Annotated in this window: 11 protein-coding genes; 10 read left to right on the top strand and 1 reads right to left on the bottom strand. The window is 65.3% G+C overall.

The window, feature by feature from the left end:
• Window positions 1-10: 10 nt before the first annotated feature.
• The 10 genes from AB7F10_RS17975 to mutS all read left to right on the top strand — a co-directional run bounded on the left by AB7F10_RS17975 (window position 11) and on the right by mutS (window position 15,331).
• Window positions 11-1,051: a TRAP transporter substrate-binding protein gene (locus AB7F10_RS17975; protein WP_428564042.1), complete on the top strand. Its 1,041-nt coding sequence runs from the start codon at window positions 11-13 to the stop codon at window positions 1,049-1,051.
• Window positions 1,051-1,578 carry a TRAP transporter small permease gene (locus AB7F10_RS17970; RefSeq protein WP_428564034.1) on the top strand — a complete coding sequence of 176 codons (528 nt, stop codon included), beginning with the start codon at window positions 1,051-1,053 and terminating at the stop codon, window positions 1,576-1,578. The genes AB7F10_RS17975 and AB7F10_RS17970 overlap by 1 nt, the downstream gene beginning before the upstream one ends.
• Before the next feature lie 7 nt (window positions 1,579-1,585).
• Complete coding sequence (locus tag AB7F10_RS17965) at window positions 1,586-2,887, top strand: TRAP transporter large permease (protein WP_428564031.1); 1,302 nt, start codon at window positions 1,586-1,588, stop codon at window positions 2,885-2,887.
• Window positions 2,888-2,972: 85 nt separating this feature from the next.
• Window positions 2,973-5,126 (top strand): thiamine pyrophosphate-dependent enzyme, encoded by a 2,154-nt coding sequence (locus tag AB7F10_RS17960; RefSeq protein ID WP_428564028.1) that lies wholly within the window; start codon window positions 2,973-2,975, stop codon window positions 5,124-5,126.
• Window positions 5,123-6,658: an indolepyruvate oxidoreductase subunit beta family protein gene (locus AB7F10_RS17955; RefSeq protein ID WP_428564025.1), complete on the top strand. Its 1,536-nt coding sequence runs from the start codon at window positions 5,123-5,125 to the stop codon at window positions 6,656-6,658. The genes AB7F10_RS17960 and AB7F10_RS17955 overlap by 4 nt, the downstream gene beginning before the upstream one ends.
• A 139-nt stretch (window positions 6,659-6,797) precedes the next feature.
• On the top strand, window positions 6,798-7,751 hold the full coding sequence (locus AB7F10_RS17950; protein ID WP_428564022.1) for a TAXI family TRAP transporter solute-binding subunit: 954 nt from the start codon (window positions 6,798-6,800) through the stop codon (window positions 7,749-7,751).
• Between the two features lie 27 nt (window positions 7,752-7,778).
• Window positions 7,779-9,488, top strand: coding sequence for a thiamine pyrophosphate-requiring protein (locus AB7F10_RS17945; protein ID WP_428564019.1), 1,710 nt, complete (start codon window positions 7,779-7,781; stop codon window positions 9,486-9,488).
• Window positions 9,489-9,500: 12 nt separating this feature from the next.
• Window positions 9,501-11,405 carry a TRAP transporter permease gene (locus tag AB7F10_RS17940; RefSeq protein WP_428564016.1) on the top strand — a complete coding sequence of 635 codons (1,905 nt, stop codon included), beginning with the start codon at window positions 9,501-9,503 and terminating at the stop codon, window positions 11,403-11,405.
• Between the two features lie 35 nt (window positions 11,406-11,440).
• Complete coding sequence (locus tag AB7F10_RS17935) at window positions 11,441-12,451, top strand: amidohydrolase family protein (RefSeq protein WP_428564013.1); 1,011 nt, start codon at window positions 11,441-11,443, stop codon at window positions 12,449-12,451.
• Between the two features lie 117 nt (window positions 12,452-12,568).
• Window positions 12,569-15,331: a DNA mismatch repair protein MutS gene (gene mutS, locus AB7F10_RS17930; RefSeq protein ID WP_428564010.1), complete on the top strand. Its 2,763-nt coding sequence runs from the start codon at window positions 12,569-12,571 to the stop codon at window positions 15,329-15,331.
• Here mutS and AB7F10_RS17925 read toward each other — a convergent pair.
• Entirely contained in the window at window positions 15,312-16,121 is an 810-nt protein-coding gene (locus tag AB7F10_RS17925) for a hypothetical protein (RefSeq protein WP_428564007.1), read from the bottom strand. The two genes, mutS and AB7F10_RS17925, sit on opposite strands and share 20 nt — an antisense overlap.
• Window positions 16,122-16,123 lie beyond the last annotated feature (2 nt).

Raw genomic sequence — 16,123 nt, 5'->3', positions numbered from 1 at the left:
GGAAACTGAGATGACCATCCGCAAGACCGGTTATGCCTGCGCTGTCGCCCTCGCGGCGGCCGTGCTGGGCAGCGCCAGCCTCGCCGGCGCGCAGGAAAAGACGTTCGAGCTGAAGCTCGCGCACTGGGTCCCGCCGTCGCATCCGCTGCAGAAGGCGCTCGAGGAATGGGGCGCGGCCGTCGAGAAGGCGTCGGGCGGCACGCTGCATTACAAAGTTTACCCGTCGCAGCAGCTCGGCAAAGCGTTCGACCATTACGATATGGCGCGCGACGGCATCGCCGACCTCACCTATATCAACCCCGGCTATCAGCCCGGCCGCTTCCCGATCATCGGCGCCGGTGAGTTGCCGTTCCTGATCGCCAACGCCAAGGGCGGCTCGCAGGCGATCGACGCCTGGTATCGCAAATACGCGGCGCGTGAGATGAAGGACGTGAAGTTCTGCCTCGCCTTCGTCCACGATCCGGGCTCGTTCCACTCACGCACCAAGAAGATCATGGTGCCCGGCGACATCAAGGGCATGAAGATCCGCCCGGCGCACGCGACGATGGCGGCTTTCGTCACCTCGCTCGGCGGCACCAACGTGCAGGCCTCCGCACCGGAAGTCCGCGACGTGATCGAGAAGGGCGTTGCTGACGCCGTGACGTTCCCGTGGGGATCGGTGCCGCTGTTCGGCATCGACAAGGTCACCAAGTACCACATGGAGGTGCCGCTTTACGTGACCACCTTCGCCTTCGTGATCAACAAGGACAAGTACAACCAGATGTCGGCTCGCCAGAAGAAGGCGATCGACGATCATTGCAACAACGAATGGGCCGGCAAGGTTGCGGGTCCGTGGGCGGACTTCGAGCACGCCGGCATCGCCAAGATCAAGGCGGAGGCGGGTCATGAGGTCTATCCGATCTCGGGCGCGCAGCTCGCCGAATGGAAGAAGGCGGCCGAACCGCTGCACAAGACCTGGGCGAACAACGTTAAGAAGGCCGGCGGCAACCCCGACGCCATCATGAAGGAACTTCATGACACGCTGGTCAAATACAAGTCCCTGGCCCAGTAATGCCGGATAACGTCGATCAGCGCGGTCTCGTTGACCGCTTCATCGACGCAATTGAGAAGACGGCGGCGGCGTTTCTCGCCGCCGTCACTGCTCTCACGTTCGTTTCCGTCTTTCTGCGCTACATCTTCATCTGGTCGATTCCCGACAGCTACGACCTGATCAGCCTCGGCCTCGGCATCCTGATTTTCTGGGGCATCGCCAGCGCGAGCTATCGCAACGAACACATCACCGTCGATCTGCTTTACGGCGCCGCGCCGCGCTGGGCGCAGCGCGCAATGATGCTTTTTTCCGATATCGTTACGCTCGGTTCTCTGGTCGTCTTTACCTGGATGGTGGCGCTGAAGGTCATCAATACCCACAGCGACAATGTCGCGACCTTCGACCTGCGCCAGCCGGTCTGGATTTACTACTTCATCGCATGGGTCGGCCTTGCGGCCGCGATCATGCTGATGGTGATCCGCGCTATCCGCGTCGACATCCTGCGCCAGCCGGAACCGAAGCACTCCGAGACCACGGCAGTCGAGTGAATCCGCGATGCATAGCGACGTTGTAGCGATTACCGGTTTTATTTCTCTTTTCGTGCTGATGCTGCTGCGCGTGCCGGTCGGCATCGCGATGGCCCTGGTCGGCGTCACCGGCTTCGCTTACATGGTCGGAGACTGGTGGCCCGCGCTGAAACTTCTGGCGCAATCGCCGATGCGGACGGCGACGTCGGCGGAATTCGCCGTGATTCCGCTGTTTCTGCTGATGGGCGCGTTTGCGTCGAGCTCCGGCATGAGCCGCGAGCTGTTCCGCGCGGCAAACAGCTTTCTCGGCCATCTGCGCGGCGGGCTCGGCATCGCCACCATCGCCGCCTGCGGCGCCTTTGCGGCGATTTGCGGCTCGTCGGTTGCGACGGCGGCGACCTTCTCCTCGGTCGCCTATCCGGAAATGCGCCGTTACGGCTATCCGCAGAGCTTCTCGACCGGCGTTGTCGCCGCCGGCGGCACGCTCGGCATCATGATCCCGCCCTCGACCGTGCTCGCGGTGTACGGCCTGATCACCGAGCAGGACATCGGAAAGCTGTTCATCGCCGGCGTCGTGCCGGGCATTCTTGCGGTCGCGATGTATGTCGTGACCATCAATATCATCGGCATGGCGCGGCCCAACTTCCTGCCGACGGGCGTGCGCACGACGTGGCCCGAGCGGCTCGCTTCGCTCCGCGACGTCTGGGCCGTGATACTGCTCTTTATCTTCGTGATCGGCGGCATCTATGCCGGCGTGTTCACTGCCACCGAGGCGGCGGGCTGCGGCGCCGGCGGCGCCTTCATCATCGCCATCCTGCGCAAGCGCCTGAGCCGCGCCGATTTCTGGAAAAGCTGCATCGACACCGTCCGCACCACGGCCGCCGTTTTCACTATTCTGATCGGCGCGTTGATTTTCGGCTATTTCCTCACCATCACCCAGACACCGCAAAAGGTCACCGAGTTCCTGACCGGCCTCGGCCTCGGCCCCTATGGGGTGCTGATTCTGATCATGCTGATGTACCTGGTGCTCGGCTGCATTATGGACGCGATGGCCATGATCATACTGACGATCCCGATCGTGTTTCCGGTCGTCAAGCAGCTCGGCTTCGACCCGATCTGGTTCGGCGTCATCATCGTAATGACGGTGGAACTCGGCCTGATTCACCCGCCGGTGGGCATGAACGTCTTTGTCATCAAGAGCGTCATCAAGGACGTCAAGCTATCGACCATTTTCTATGGCGTATTGCCCTTCGTCATAACGGACATCCTGCGGCTGGCCATCCTCATCGCCTTCCCGATCCTCGCGTTGTGGCTGCCCTCGCATATGTAGAGGATTGCTGGTAAGATAGTTTGGTTCCAAACTATCTCGGCAAACAGCAGGCGGGCAAAGCCGCCGAACGGACTGGAAGCAGGCAATGGAACGCTCGTTCGCAAAGGAAGTGGAGTCGCTCCGTCTCGGTGACGGCGAGACGTTTCATGGCGAGGGTATCCTCGCCGTCACCAAGGCGCTGCTGCAGTCGGGCGTCAGCTATGTCGGCGGCTATCAGGGCGCGCCGGTGTCGCACCTGCTCGACGTGATGGTCGAGGCCGAGGATCTGCTCGGTGAGCTCGGCGTCCATGTCGAGACCTGCACCAACGAGGCCTCCGCCGCCGCCATGCTGGGCGCCTCGATCAACTATCCGCTGCGCGGCGCGGTGACGTGGAAGTCCATCGTCGGCACCAACGTCGCGGCCGATGCGCTGTCGAACCTCGCCTCGCCCGGCGTGATCGGCGGCGCGATGATCGTGATCGGCGAAGATTACGGCGAAGGCGCGAGCGTCATCCAGGAACGCTCTTATGCCTATGCGCTGAAGTCCTCGATGTGGCTGCTCGATCCGCGGCCGGATCTGCCGACCATCGTGCGCACCGTCGAGAAGGGCTTCGAGCTGTCCGAGGCGAGCCATACGCCGGTGATGCTCGAACTGCGCATCCGCGCCTGCCACGTCACCGGCTCGTTCGTCGCCAGCACCAACCGCAAGGGGATCAATTCCGGCATCGACCGCATCAAGGACCCGGCGAAATTCAACTACAGCCGGCTCGCGCATCCGCCCGTCACCTATGTGCAGGAGCGCCTCAAGATCGAGGAGCGCATGCCCGCCGCGCGCGCCTTCATCCGCGAGCACAAGCTCAACGAGCGGATCGACGGCGACACGAAGGATGTCGGCATCATCGTCATGGGCGGCCTCACCAGTAGCGTGCTTCGCGCAATGGAGCGGCTGGGGCTTGCCGACGTATTCGGCACAGCCAAGCTGCCGATGCTGGTGCTGAACGTGGTCTATCCGCTGGTGCCGGAGGAGATCCGCGAATTCTGCGCAAGCAAGCGCGCGGTGCTGGTCGTCGAGGAAGGCTTTCCCGACTACATCGAGCAGGCGGTCAATGTCGAATTGCGCCGTGCCGATATCCAGACCCGCGTGATCGGCAAGGACGTTCTGCCCCGCGTCGGCGAATACACTTCCGACGTGCTGCTCAAGGGCATCGCCGGCTTTCTCAGGGACACCCGCCCCGCCGGCATCGATGCCGACGCCGCGATGACGAAAGCCGAGGCGGTCGCCGCGCAGAAAGTAAAGTCCGCCGCGGCGCTCGGACATCTGCCGCCGCGGCCGCCGACCTTCTGCACCGGCTGCCCCGAGCGGCCGGTGTTCTCCGCCATCAAGCTCGCGCAGCGCGAGATTGGCCCGACGCATATCAGCGCCGATATCGGCTGCCATGCCTTCGCGACCTTCGCGCCGTTCTCGATGGGCAATTCGATCCTCGGCTACGGCATGTCGCTCGCCAGCGCCGCCGCGGTCGGCCCCAACATGGAGAAGAAGCCGATCGCCATCATGGGCGACGGCGGCTTCTGGCATAACGGCATCATCACCGGCGTCGCGTCGAATCTGTTCAACAAGGGCGACGGCGTGCTGATCGTGATGCAGAACGGCTACACCTCTGCGACCGGCCAGCAATTCATGCCATCGAGCGTGTTGCGGCGCTCGGACGACCACGGCGGCATGGACATCGAGACGACGCTGCGGACGATGGGCGTCAAATGGATGCGCAAGGTGCGCACCTACGGCGTCGCCGGCATGGTGAAGACGCTGAAAGAGGCGATGCGCTCGGCCGAGCGCGGCCTCAAGGTCATCATCGCCGACGGCGAATGCCAGCTCGCGCGCCAGCGCCGCGTCCGCGCCGAAGACGCCGACAAGCTCAAGCGTGGCGAGCGGGTGACGCGTGCGCGCTACGGCGTCGACGACGAGATCTGCACCGGCGATCACTCCTGCATCCGCTTGTCGGGCTGCCCGTCGCTCACCGTGAAGCCGTCGCCCGATCCGCTGCGCACCGACCCGGTGGCGAGCGTGATCGACAGCTGCGTCGGCTGCGGGCTGTGCGGCGAGGTCGCCCACGCGGCGGTGCTTTGTCCATCGTTCTATCGCGCCGAGATCGTGCGCAACGCGACCTGGTGGGATCGCGCGCTGTTCCGCACCCGCCGCGCCGTCATCGGCGCGCTTGGCGGCTACAACGGAAAGCCTGTGAAAGAGGTGGCGGCATGAGCATCCCCCGCCCCATCACCCTGCTGATCGCCGCGCTGGGCGGCGAAGGCGGCGGCGTGCTGACCAACTGGATCGTCGAGGCCGCGGAGCAGACCGGCTTTCCGGTACAGAGCACCTCGATCCCCGGCGTCGCGCAGCGCACCGGCGCAACCACCTATTACATCGAGATCATGCCGGCGACCGCCGCCGAACTCGGCGGCCGCCTGCCGATCCTCGCGCTCAATCCCGGCGTCGGCGACATCGACATCGCGGTGGCGAGCGAGTTGCTCGAGGCGGGACGCACCATCGCCAACGGCTTCGTGACGCCGGACCGCACCTTCGCGATCGCGTCGGTCAGCCGCTTCTTCGCGATGGACGAGAAAATTGCGATGGGCGACGGCCGCGTCGACCCGCAGCGGCTGCGCGAGGCGATCGAAGCCAACGCGCGCGAGGCGCTGCTCATCGACATGGCGGAACTCGCCAGGAAAAGCGGCTCGATCGTCAGTGCTGTCATGCTCGGCGCCATCGCCGGCTGCGGCCGGCTGCCGATCCAGCCCGAAACCTTCGAGGCAGCGATCCGCAAGGACGGCAAGGCGGTCGACGCCAACCTGCGCGGTTTCCGCGCCGGCCTCGAGGCCGCGCGTGCCAAGACCGCACCCGCGCCGGCGGCCGTCGCAAAGAAACACGCCAAGGCCGATGTTCAGACATTGGAGCAGGAGGCCGCGCAACGCTTCCCCGCCGCGGCGATGCCGATCGTCGCCGAAGGCTTGCGCCGCCTGACGAAATACCAGGACGCGCGCTACGCCCGGCTCTATCTCGACCGGCTCGCGCCGATCAACGATCTCGACGCGCGCGGCAACGCCGGCGGCAAGCTTGTCGCCGAGACGGCGCGCCATCTCGCCGTGCGCATGTCCTATGAAGATGTCATCCGTGTCGCCGAGGCGAAGATCGCGCCGGAGCGCATGCAACGCATTGCCCAGCAGGAGTTGCGCGCCACCAATGGCGAGCCCTTCACCGTGCACGACTTCCTCAAACCGGGCTTCGAGGAACTTTGCCAGGTGTTGCCGCCGTTTCTTGCGCGGCCGATCCTGTCGCTCGCCACGCGCAAGGGCTGGCTCGGCCGAGTCTATTTCGGCATGGAGATCAACTCGACCTCGGTGTCCGGCTATCTGCGCTTCCTGATGCTGGCAAAGCTCAAGCGCCTGCGCCGCCGCGGTTACCGCTTTGCGCAGGAGCAGGCGCAGATCGAAAACTGGCTAGCGCTGATCGCGGACGCCGCACGGCTGTCTCCGGCGCTTGCGCTCGAGGTCGCGGAATGCGCGCGGCTCATCAAGGGCTACGGCGACACCCATGCGCGCGGCACGGGTAATTTTCATACCATTGAAATGAATGTCATCCGCCCCGCGCTGGCCGGCCGTATCCCCGCGCCGCGCGCTATCGATGCCATCGCCAGCGCGCGCACCGCGGCGCTGCTCGACCCGGAGGGAGAGGGTCTCGCCAAATGCATCGCGGCGATCGGTGGGCAGCCGGATTTCCGCGTCGCCGCGGAGTAAGCCGTACCCCTCATGTAACGCGGCGATAAGCCCGCCTTAATGGGTTGGGTAATCCCGGCGCATATACTAATGTCCCCACCCAAGGCGCGCGGGTGACAGCCCGCAAAGGCGCCGAGGAACAAAAAAGCGGGAGGAAATCGTGCACAAATTGATCGTTTCAGTGCTTGCAGGCAGCGCCCTGCTGACGGCGTCGGCGCACGCGCAGCCGATCGGCATCAGCACCAGTCCGCAGGGCACTCTCACTTACGCGGTGGGTGCGGCGGTCGCCAAAGTGCTGACCGAAAAGGGCGGCCTTCAGGTGCGCGTGCAGCCTTCCAGCGGCACCGGCGCCGGCATTCCGCTGGTCGACTCCGGCGAAATCGATCTCGGCCTCGCCAACACGCTCGAACTCTATGATGCCTATCACGGCGTCGGCACGTTCGACGGCCGTCCCAACAAGAACCTGCGCACCATCGCGGTGGTTTTCCCGATCAAGGTTGGCCTGTTCGTGCGCGACGACTCCCCCATCAAGACCATCAAGGACATGAAGGGACACTCGGTCGCCTATGGCTTCACCAGCCAGGAGATCATCAAGAAGACGGTCGACGCGATGCTGGCCACCGAGGGTCTGAGCATCAAGGATCTCAAGCCCATCATGGTGCCGAACCTGGTGCGCGGCGTCGACGAGTTCGTCGGCGGGCGCGCCGACATCACCACCTTCGCGCTCGGCTCCGCCAAAGTGTCCGAGGCCGACGCCGCCGTGAAAATCCGCTTCATTTCGCTGCCGGACAATCCGCAGGCGCTCGCTGGACTGAAGAAAGAGTTTCGCACCGCCTACATCGCCAAGGCGGAGCCCTCCCCACGATTTGCCGGCGTGAAAGAGCCGATCAACATCATGCAGTACAACTACACCATCTTCGCCTCGTCGAAGACGAAGCCCGAAGTGGTGAAAAAGATCACGGACCTGATCGCCAACAACAAGGAAGCGCTCGGCGCGGCGCATCCGCTGTTCCGCGGCATGGACGTGAAGCTGCTCTATTCCGATATCGAAGTGCCCTATCAGGACGGCGCGAAAGGCTACTACGCCGAGAAGGGCATCAAGGAAACCAAGTAAGCGCGACGAACGACAGGCGGCAATCGCATGGCCGATGCACCGATCACCCGTGGCACCCGGCCTCCGATTGCCGCCGAAGCGTTTCTCCGCGCCCTGTCCGATCACGGCACGGACTATTTCTTCGCCAATCCCGGCACCGATTTCCCGCCGATCGTCGAGGCTTACGATCACGCCAAGAAGACCAACGCCAAGGTGCCTCAGCCGGTGCTGGTGCCCCACGAGAATCTCGCGGTGGCGATGGCGCACGGCGCCTATCTGATGACCGGGCGGCCGCAAGCCGTCATGGTCCACGTCAACGTCGGCACCGCCAACACCATCAATAATGTCGCAAACCTGTCGCGCGATCAGGTGCCGCTGATCCTCGCCGCCGGCCGCACGCCGGTCACCGAAAAGGGATCGTTCGGCTCGCGCTCGCGCCCGATTCACTGGGCGCAGGAAATGTTCGACCAGGCCGGCATGCTGCGCGAATTCGTCAAATGGGATTACGAACTGCGCACGCCCGGCCAGATCGGCGACATGGTGAGCCGCGCCTGCGAGGTCGCGATGTCGAGCCCACGCGGGCCGGTCTATCTGGTGCTTCCGCGCGAACCGCTGTCCGCGCCGCTTGCCGAACCGGTCGGGCCGGTAAAGCCGCGCTCGCTCGCCGCGGCGCCGCATCCCGATCCGCGCGACGCCGCCACGCTGGCCGAATGGATCGCGGCTGCGGAGCGGCCGCTCATCGTCGTCTCGACGCTTCGTCCCGATGCCGTCGCAGAGCTTTCGGCGCTGGCTGAGCAATGCGCGATTCCGGTTGTGGTGCAGAACCCGCGCACGGTTTGCCTGCCCTCGAGCCATCCCATGCATTTCGGCTTCGAGCCGGGGGCGCTGCTCGCCGAGGCCGATCTCGTGGTCGCGATCGAGATCGATGTTCCCTGGATACCGAGCCTGCAACAGCCGCCGGCGGAATGCCGGATCGTTCATATCGGCGAAGATCCGATTTTTGCGCGCTATCCGATGCGCAGCTTTCCGAGCGACCTCACGATCCGGTCGAGCGCGCTCAACGCGCTGACGGCGCTCAACGCCGCGGTCGCTCCGCACTTGTCTCCGGCGAAAGCGCGCATCGAAGCGCGGCGCGCCAGGCTCGGTGAGCGCATGCAGCAGCGCCGCGCGCAGCTTGCAAAAGCCTCTGCGCCGGGCGAGACGATTTCGCCGGAATACCTCAGCCGCGCCATCGGCGAGACGATCGGCGAGGACGCGATCATCTTCAACGAGTACCCGCTGCGCGCCGCGCACTGTTTGCGCGAGAAACCCGGAACGCTTTATGCGCTTGGTCCCGCGGGCGGCCTTGGCTGGGGCCTCGGCGCCGCGCTGGGCGCCAAAGTCGCCGCGCCGGACAAGCTTATCGTCGCGACGCTCGGCGACGGCGCTTACATGTTTTCAAATCCCACGGTGGGGCACTGGGTGTCCGCCGCGCACGGCTTACCGATCCTGACCATCGTCTTCAATAACAGCCGCTATGGCGCCGTGCGCAACTCAACAATGGCGATGTTCAAGGACGGCGTCGCCGGCGAAAACGATTGCAACACACTCGCCGATCTTTCCCCCTCTCCCGCTTTCGATACGATGGCGGCGGCGCAGGGCGCCTATGCCGAGCGGGTCGAAAAGCCGGCCGATCTCCCGGGAGCTTTGGCGCGGGCGCGCGACGCCGTCGTCAAGGACAAGCGTCAGGCATTGTTGAACGTCATTTGTACTTACTGACCGCGAGGCTTTATGTCCGGAAAACAGCTTGCTCCCGTCAATTTCCTGCTGCAAGCGCTGCTGATCCTCACGGTCATCGCCTTCGTCGGCAATCTGCCGACAATCCTCAACCTGCCGCTTTTTACCGAACAGTTCCTGGCCACCGTGCTGGGTCTCACGATCGCGCTGGTTTATCTCGGCTGCAAGCCGGGCGGCGCGCCGGCTGACGCGCATATTCCGTGGTGGGATATCGCGGCCGGCATCGCCGGTCTCGCCGCCTGTCTTTATATCGCCATCGACTATCCGGACATGATCAACCGGATGGTCTACCGGCCGCTCGACGGGATTCTCGTCGCGACGATCATCGTGCTGCTGGTTCTGGAAGCCACGCGACGCACCGCCGGCTGGTCGCTCACCATCGTCATTCTTGCGCTTTGCGCCTATGCGATGCTCGGCTTTCTATTGCCCGGCGAATTCGCAAGCCGACCGGTCGACCTGTCGCGCCTCGTCGTCTATCTCGGCATCGACACCAATGCGCTGCTCGGCCAGTCGCTGAACGTCGCGATCGTCATCGTACTGCCGTTCATTCTGATGGGACAGATCCTGACTCGCAGCGGCGGCGGCGATTACTTCACCGATCTCGCCATGGCGGCGATGGGCCGCTATCGCGGCGGCTCGGCGAAGATCGCGGTGGTCGGCTCCGCGCTGTTCGGCACGATATCCGGCAGCGCGGTCGCCAATGTCGCCGGTGTCGGCGTCATCACCATTCCGATGATGAAGCGCTCCGGCTTTCCGCCAACGATGGCAGGCGCCATCGAGGCGATCGGATCGACCGGCGGCCAGTTGATGCCGCCGGTGATGGGCGCCGCAGCCTTCCTGGTCGCGGAATATCTCCAGGTCCCCTATCGCGAAGTCATGATTGCGGCGCTGCTGCCCGCGATCCTTTATTACGCTGCACTGTTCATTCAGGTCGATCTCGAAGCCGCCAAGCGCAACATCGCCGGGGCGCCGGTCGACCGCCTGCCCGCGCTGGGCCGCGTTCTGCTGCAGGGCTGGCACTTCCCGATTCCCTTCGCGATCCTCATTCTCGGCCTGGTGTCTTGGAACTTGCAGGCGGAGTACGCCGCGCTGCTGTCGAGCATTGCGCTTTTGTTCTTCGCGATGGTGTTCGGCTACAACGGGAAGCGGCTTAATCCCCTCGAAGCGTTCAAGACCATCGTCGGAACCGCCGGCGTCGTGCTCGACATCGTCATCGTGACGGCAGCAGCCGGCCTCGTGATCGGCGTTCTGAACCTCACCGGCGTCGCCTTCGGGCTCACGCTCCAGCTTCTCACCATCAGCGGCAACAGCATCCTGATCCTGCTGATTGCGACTGCGGCGGTCGCAATCATTCTCGGCATGGGGATGCCGACGGTCGGCGTCTATGTCATCATGGCGACGCTCGCCGCTCCGGCGCTGGTCAAGGCCGGCATCTCCCCGATGCAGGCCCATCTCTTCGTGATGTATTTCGGCATGCTGTCGATGGTGACGCCGCCGGTCGCCTTCGCCGCCTTTGCCGCCGCCAACATCGCCGGAGCCGATTTCTGGAAAACAGGATGGACCGCAGCGCGAGTCGGCTGGTCCGCCTATATCGTGCCATTCCTGTTCGCGCTGTCGCCGCAGCTTATTCTGCGCGGCGACCCGATCGAGGTGGCGACGTCGGCGACGACGGCGCTGCTTGGCGTCTTCATGGGATCGGCCGCCGTCGTCGGATTTTTACGAGGGCCGCTCGCCATTCCGGCTCGCGCGCTTTATCTCGTCATCGGCATCATGCTGCTGTTCCCCGTCGACCTGTTCACGGGCGCGGGCTACGTCAACCTGCTCGGCGTGTTGCTGGCGGCGGCGGCGATCGCCTATGAGTTCTTCCGGGTTCCGACCCGGCCGAAACTGGCGGCTTAGGCCAAGATCAACGAACCAAAATACCGGAGACTGTCATGCGCATCGACGCCTTCACTCACTTCATGCCGGAGAAATTCTACGAGAAGCTGGTCGCCAGCGGCGCCGGCGACATCGGCAAGCGCATGCGCAGCATCCCAGGCATCTACGACCTCGATCACCGCCGCCGCATGGTCGAGAGCTTCCCGGATTACGCGCAGATTCTCTCCTATCCGATGCCGCCGGTCGAAGTGCTGGCGAAATCGCCGGCCGAGATCGAGGACTATTGCAAGGTCATCAATGACGGCTTCGCCGAGATCTGCGCGAAGTATCCGAAACAGTTTCCGGGCTGGGTGGCGCAGACCTCGCCGGCCATCGCCGATGCCGGCGTGCGCGAGGCCGAACGCGCGATGAAGAACGGCGCGCTCGGCATCCAGATCTACACCAACATCGCGGGACGCCCGCTCGACGAGCCGGCCTTCGAGCCGCTGTTTGCCGCGATGGCGAAAAGCGGCAGGCCTATCTGGCTGCACCCGGCCCGCGCCGCCAATTTCCCCGACTATCTTTCGGAGAAAAAGTCGAAATACGAAATCTGGTGGGCGCTCGGCTGGTCCTACGAAACCGGCGCGGCGATGGCGCGGCTCGTGTTCTCCGGCATCATGGACAGATATCCGGCGCTGAAGATCATCGTGCATCACTTCGGCGGCATCATGCCGATGCTGGAAGGCCGCCTTGGCCCCGGCTGGGACGTGCTCGGCCAGCGCACCTCGGACGAGGACTACGGAGCGGTGCTCAAAGGCCTGAAGAAGCGCCCGCTCGATTATTTCAAACACTCGTTTTACGCCGATACCGCGACGTTCACCGCGGCGCCGGCGATGCGCGCGGGCTTCGACTTCTTCGACTTCGACAAGATCGTCTTCGCCTCGGACTGCCCGTTCGATCCCGAAGGCGGCACGATGTATATTCGCGAGACCCTCCGGATTCTCGACGAGCTCAAGCTGTCACCGGTCCAGCGTGCCGCCATCGACCGCGGCAATTTCGAAAAGCTCACCGGCGTCACGTTCAAGTAGCTGAAAACGCTGATCTTTGCGGCCGACTTCACTGTGGGTTGAGCGGCCCGCGCGGTAGGAAAGCGCGGGCCCCATCTGCTAGCGTGCGCGGCGATGGTTGCCGCCAAGCCCGCCGGAATGTCCGAGCCTGATTTGCCCGAAGCGCCCGACAGCGCCGCGGAGGATGCCAATCGCGCCATCGCGGCTGGTGACGACACCCGCGTTACGCCGGCAATGGCGCAGTTCATCGAGATCAAGGCCGCCAACCCGGACTGTCTGCTGTTCTACCGGATGGGCGACTTCTACGAGATGTTCTTCGAGGATGCCGAGGTCGCCTCCCGCGCGCTCGGCATCACGCTGACCAAGCGCGGCAAGTATCTCGGCCGCGACGTGCCGCTATGCGGCGTGCCGGTGATCCGCGCCGAGGAATATCTGCATAAGCTGATCGCGCTCGGCCATCGCGTTGCGGTCTGCGAGCAGCTCGAGGATCCCGCCGAAGCCAAGAAGCGCGGTTCCAAGGCAGTCGTCCGCCGCGACGTGGTGCGGCTGGTGACACCCGGCACGCTGACCGAAGACACCCTGCTCGACGCCAACCGCAACAACTATCTGATGGCCGTCGCGCGGGCGAAAGCCTCCGACAAGGACGACAACCGCTTCGCGCTCGCCTGGATCGACATCTCGACCGGCGAGTTCCGCATCGCGGAATGTGACCGGACCGGCCTCTCCGCCGAGATCGCCCGCATCGAGCCCGGCGAGATCATCGTCTCGGACGCACTCTATGCCGACGGCGATCTCGTTCAGCTCTGGCGCGCGCTGCCGGCGGTGACGCCGCTCGCGCGAGACGCGTTTGATGGCGCGACCGCGGAACGGCGGCTGTCCGATTTCTTCGCTATCGCCACGGCGGATTCGTTCGGCACCTTGTCACGGCTTGAACTCACCGCCGCGGCCGCCTGCGTCACTTATGTGGAACGCACCCAGATCGGCAAGCGTCCGCCGCTGTCGCCGCCGCAGCGCGAGGGCAACGGCGCCTCGATGGCGATCGACCAGGCGACTCGCGCCAATCTCGAACTGATGCGCACGCTCGGCGGGGAACGGCGCGGCTCGTTGCTCGCGGCGATCGACCGCACCGTGACTTCCGCAGGCTCGCGGCTGCTGGCGCAACGGCTGGCAGCTCCCTTGACGGACGTCGAAACCATCGCGCGGCGGCACGACGCGGTCGCCGCTTTCGTTGCGGACGCGACGCTGCGTGGCGAATTGCGCGACATGCTCAACGCCGCGCCGGACTTGGCCCGCGCGCTGGCGCGCATCGCGGTCGGCCGCGACGGACCGCGCGATCTCGCCGGCATCCGCGACGGCCTGATCGCCGCCGGCGCCATCGCGCAACGGCTCGCCGTTCTCAAGAAGGCACCAGCCGAAATGGCCGATGCCGCAGCGGCCTGCCGCCGGCCGGACCCTGGCCTTTCCGCCGAACTCGCCCACGCGCTCGCGGAAGAATTGCCAGTCTTGAAGCGCGACGGCGGTTTCGTGCGCTCCGGCTACGACAAGGCGCTCGACGAAGCGCGCGGGCTGCGCGACGAATCCCGCCGCGTCATCGCCGCGTTGCAGGCGCGCTATGCCGACGACACCGGCATCAAAACGCTGAAGATCCGGCACAACAACGTGCTCGGCTATTTCGTCGAGGTGACGGCCCAGCACGGCGACAAGCTGATGGCCGCGCCGCTCAACGCCACCTTCATCCATCGCCAGACGCTGGCCGGCCAGGTGCGCTTCACTTCGGCGGAGCTTGGCGAACTGGAATCGAAAATCGCCAGCGCCGCCGACCGCGCGCTCGGCCTCGAACTCGACATCTTCGAGCGGCTCGCCGGCGCCGTGATCGCGCAAGGCGGCGAGATCAAGCAAACCGCCGAGGCGCTGGCGATTCTCGACGTCGCCGCCGGCCTTGCGGCGCTCGCCGCCGAACGCGACTTCGTGCGCCCGACCGTCGATGACGGCATGGCCTTCGTCATCGAAGGCGGTCGCCACCCGGTGGTCGAACAGGCGCTGGCGCGCGACGGCACACCGTTCGTCGCCAACGACTGTGACCTGTCGGCACCGGCCAGCAAGGACGATGCCTCAAACGGCGGCCGTATCTGGCTGCTGACCGGCCCGAACATGGCCGGCAAATCCACTTTTCTGCGGCAGAATGCATTGATCGCCGTGCTGGCGCAGGCCGGCAGCTTCGTGCCGGCGCGCAAGGCGCATCTCGGCGTGGTCGACCGGCTGTTTTCCCGCGTCGGCGCGGCGGACGATCTCGCCCGCGGCCGTTCGACCTTCATGGTCGAGATGGTCGAGACCGCCGCGATCCTCAATCAGGCTGGCGAGCGTGCGCTGGTGATCCTCGACGAGATCGGCCGCGGCACCGCGACCTTCGACGGCCTGTCGATTGCCTGGGCGACCATCGAACATCTGCACGCGGCAAACCGCTGCCGCGCGCTGTTCGCCACGCACTATCACGAATTGACCGCGCTGTCGGCGCGGCTGCCGCGCCTGCACAACGCCACCGTTCGCGTGAAGGAATGGCACGGCGAAGTGGTCTTCCTGCACGAGGTGGTGGCCGGCGCCGCCGACCGTTCCTACGGCATCCAGGTGGCGAAGCTCGCGGGGCTGCCGCCGAGCGTCATCGAGCGGGCACAGGACGTGCTGGCGAAGCTCGAAGCGGAAGACCGCGCAACGCCCAAGGGTTTCGACGACCTCCCGCTGTTCGCCGCCCCCGCCCCGCGCAAGCCGGCCGCTCCGGCCAACGATCCGCTGGACAAGGTGGTGACGGCGCTCGCCGCGCTCAATCCGGACGAGATGTCGCCGCGCGAGGCGATGGAAGCGCTCTACGCGCTGAAGGCGAAGCTCAGCGCGCCGCCGAAGTAGCCCGCGCCCGGTTGCGCGCGATCCACAGCATCGCGTTCCAGCCGAGGCAGACCGCCAGCGCGGCGAGATAGGACCACCAGACGCCGACCGGCTCCGCCATCAGGTGCACCACCACGAAGCCGAGGCCGAGCCCGATGATCGGGGTCAGCACATAGGCTCCGACACTCGCCGCCACCGGCCCGCCGAGCCGCGTGTGCAGGATGATGAAAAACGATCCCATCGCCACCGGAAAGAACGCGAAGATTCCGGAGGCGACCGAGCCGATCGAGTGGCTGGCCGTCGTCACCGATATCACCACAACAGTCACCACGGCGGCGCGCCAGGCGAGATCCGCGCCGGACAGCACGACCTTGCCGCCGCCGCTGTCGACACGAAAGCGGCGGCCGAGCCAGATCGCCGGCGGATAGACCGCGGCATTGAGCGCGATCGCGCTGACGATGGTCCAGTCGTAGAGCCGCGCGAGGAAAACCGCGCCGAGCCAGATCGCCAGCGCGCCGCCGAGCGACACGACGAGCGAGTTCCGCTGCGCCAGCGCCGCATAAGACAGCGCAAAGGCCGCGCAGGCGGCATTGGCGATCAGACTGCCGATCGTGCTGTGCGCGATGAAGGCCGGCGAATGTTCCATCGCTAGGATGATCATCGCCGCACCACCTGCGGTCGGCAGCGACGCGATCAACGAGCCGATGAACGGCCCGCTGCGCTCGACGATCAGCGAGGCGGCGACCACGATCCCGGCCGTCATCGCGACCTTCAGCGCGAGGCCATACCAGAACATCGGATCGGTCAGCATCG

This window comes from Pseudolabrys sp. (assembly GCF_050250095.1).
In the GTDB taxonomy this organism is placed as follows: Bacteria; Pseudomonadota; Alphaproteobacteria; order Rhizobiales; family Xanthobacteraceae; genus Pseudolabrys.
Note: the sequence above shows the minus strand (reverse complement) of the source record. Positions and strands in the feature narration are given on the sequence as shown.

What these genes read in the sequence shown, in the direction of transcription:
- AB7F10_RS17975 (WP_428564042.1), top strand. Translation starts at nt 11, where the DNA reads ATGACCATCCGCAAGACCGGTTATGCCTGCGCTGTCGCCCTCGCGGCG.
- AB7F10_RS17970 (WP_428564034.1), top strand. Translation starts at nt 1,051, where the DNA reads ATGCCGGATAACGTCGATCAGCGCGGTCTCGTTGACCGCTTCATCGAC.
- AB7F10_RS17965 (WP_428564031.1), top strand. Translation starts at nt 1,586, where the DNA reads ATGCATAGCGACGTTGTAGCGATTACCGGTTTTATTTCTCTTTTCGTG.
- AB7F10_RS17960 (WP_428564028.1), top strand. Translation starts at nt 2,973, where the DNA reads ATGGAACGCTCGTTCGCAAAGGAAGTGGAGTCGCTCCGTCTCGGTGAC.
- AB7F10_RS17955 (WP_428564025.1), top strand. Translation starts at nt 5,123, where the DNA reads ATGAGCATCCCCCGCCCCATCACCCTGCTGATCGCCGCGCTGGGCGGC.
- AB7F10_RS17945 (WP_428564019.1), top strand. Translation starts at nt 7,779, where the DNA reads ATGGCCGATGCACCGATCACCCGTGGCACCCGGCCTCCGATTGCCGCC.
- AB7F10_RS17940 (WP_428564016.1), top strand. Translation starts at nt 9,501, where the DNA reads ATGTCCGGAAAACAGCTTGCTCCCGTCAATTTCCTGCTGCAAGCGCTG.
- AB7F10_RS17935 (WP_428564013.1), top strand. Translation starts at nt 11,441, where the DNA reads ATGCGCATCGACGCCTTCACTCACTTCATGCCGGAGAAATTCTACGAG.
- mutS (WP_428564010.1), top strand. Translation starts at nt 12,569, where the DNA reads ATGTCCGAGCCTGATTTGCCCGAAGCGCCCGACAGCGCCGCGGAGGAT.
- AB7F10_RS17925 (WP_428564007.1), bottom strand. Translation starts at nt 16,121, where the DNA reads ATGCTGACCGATCCGATGTTCTGGTATGGCCTCGCGCTGAAGGTCGCG.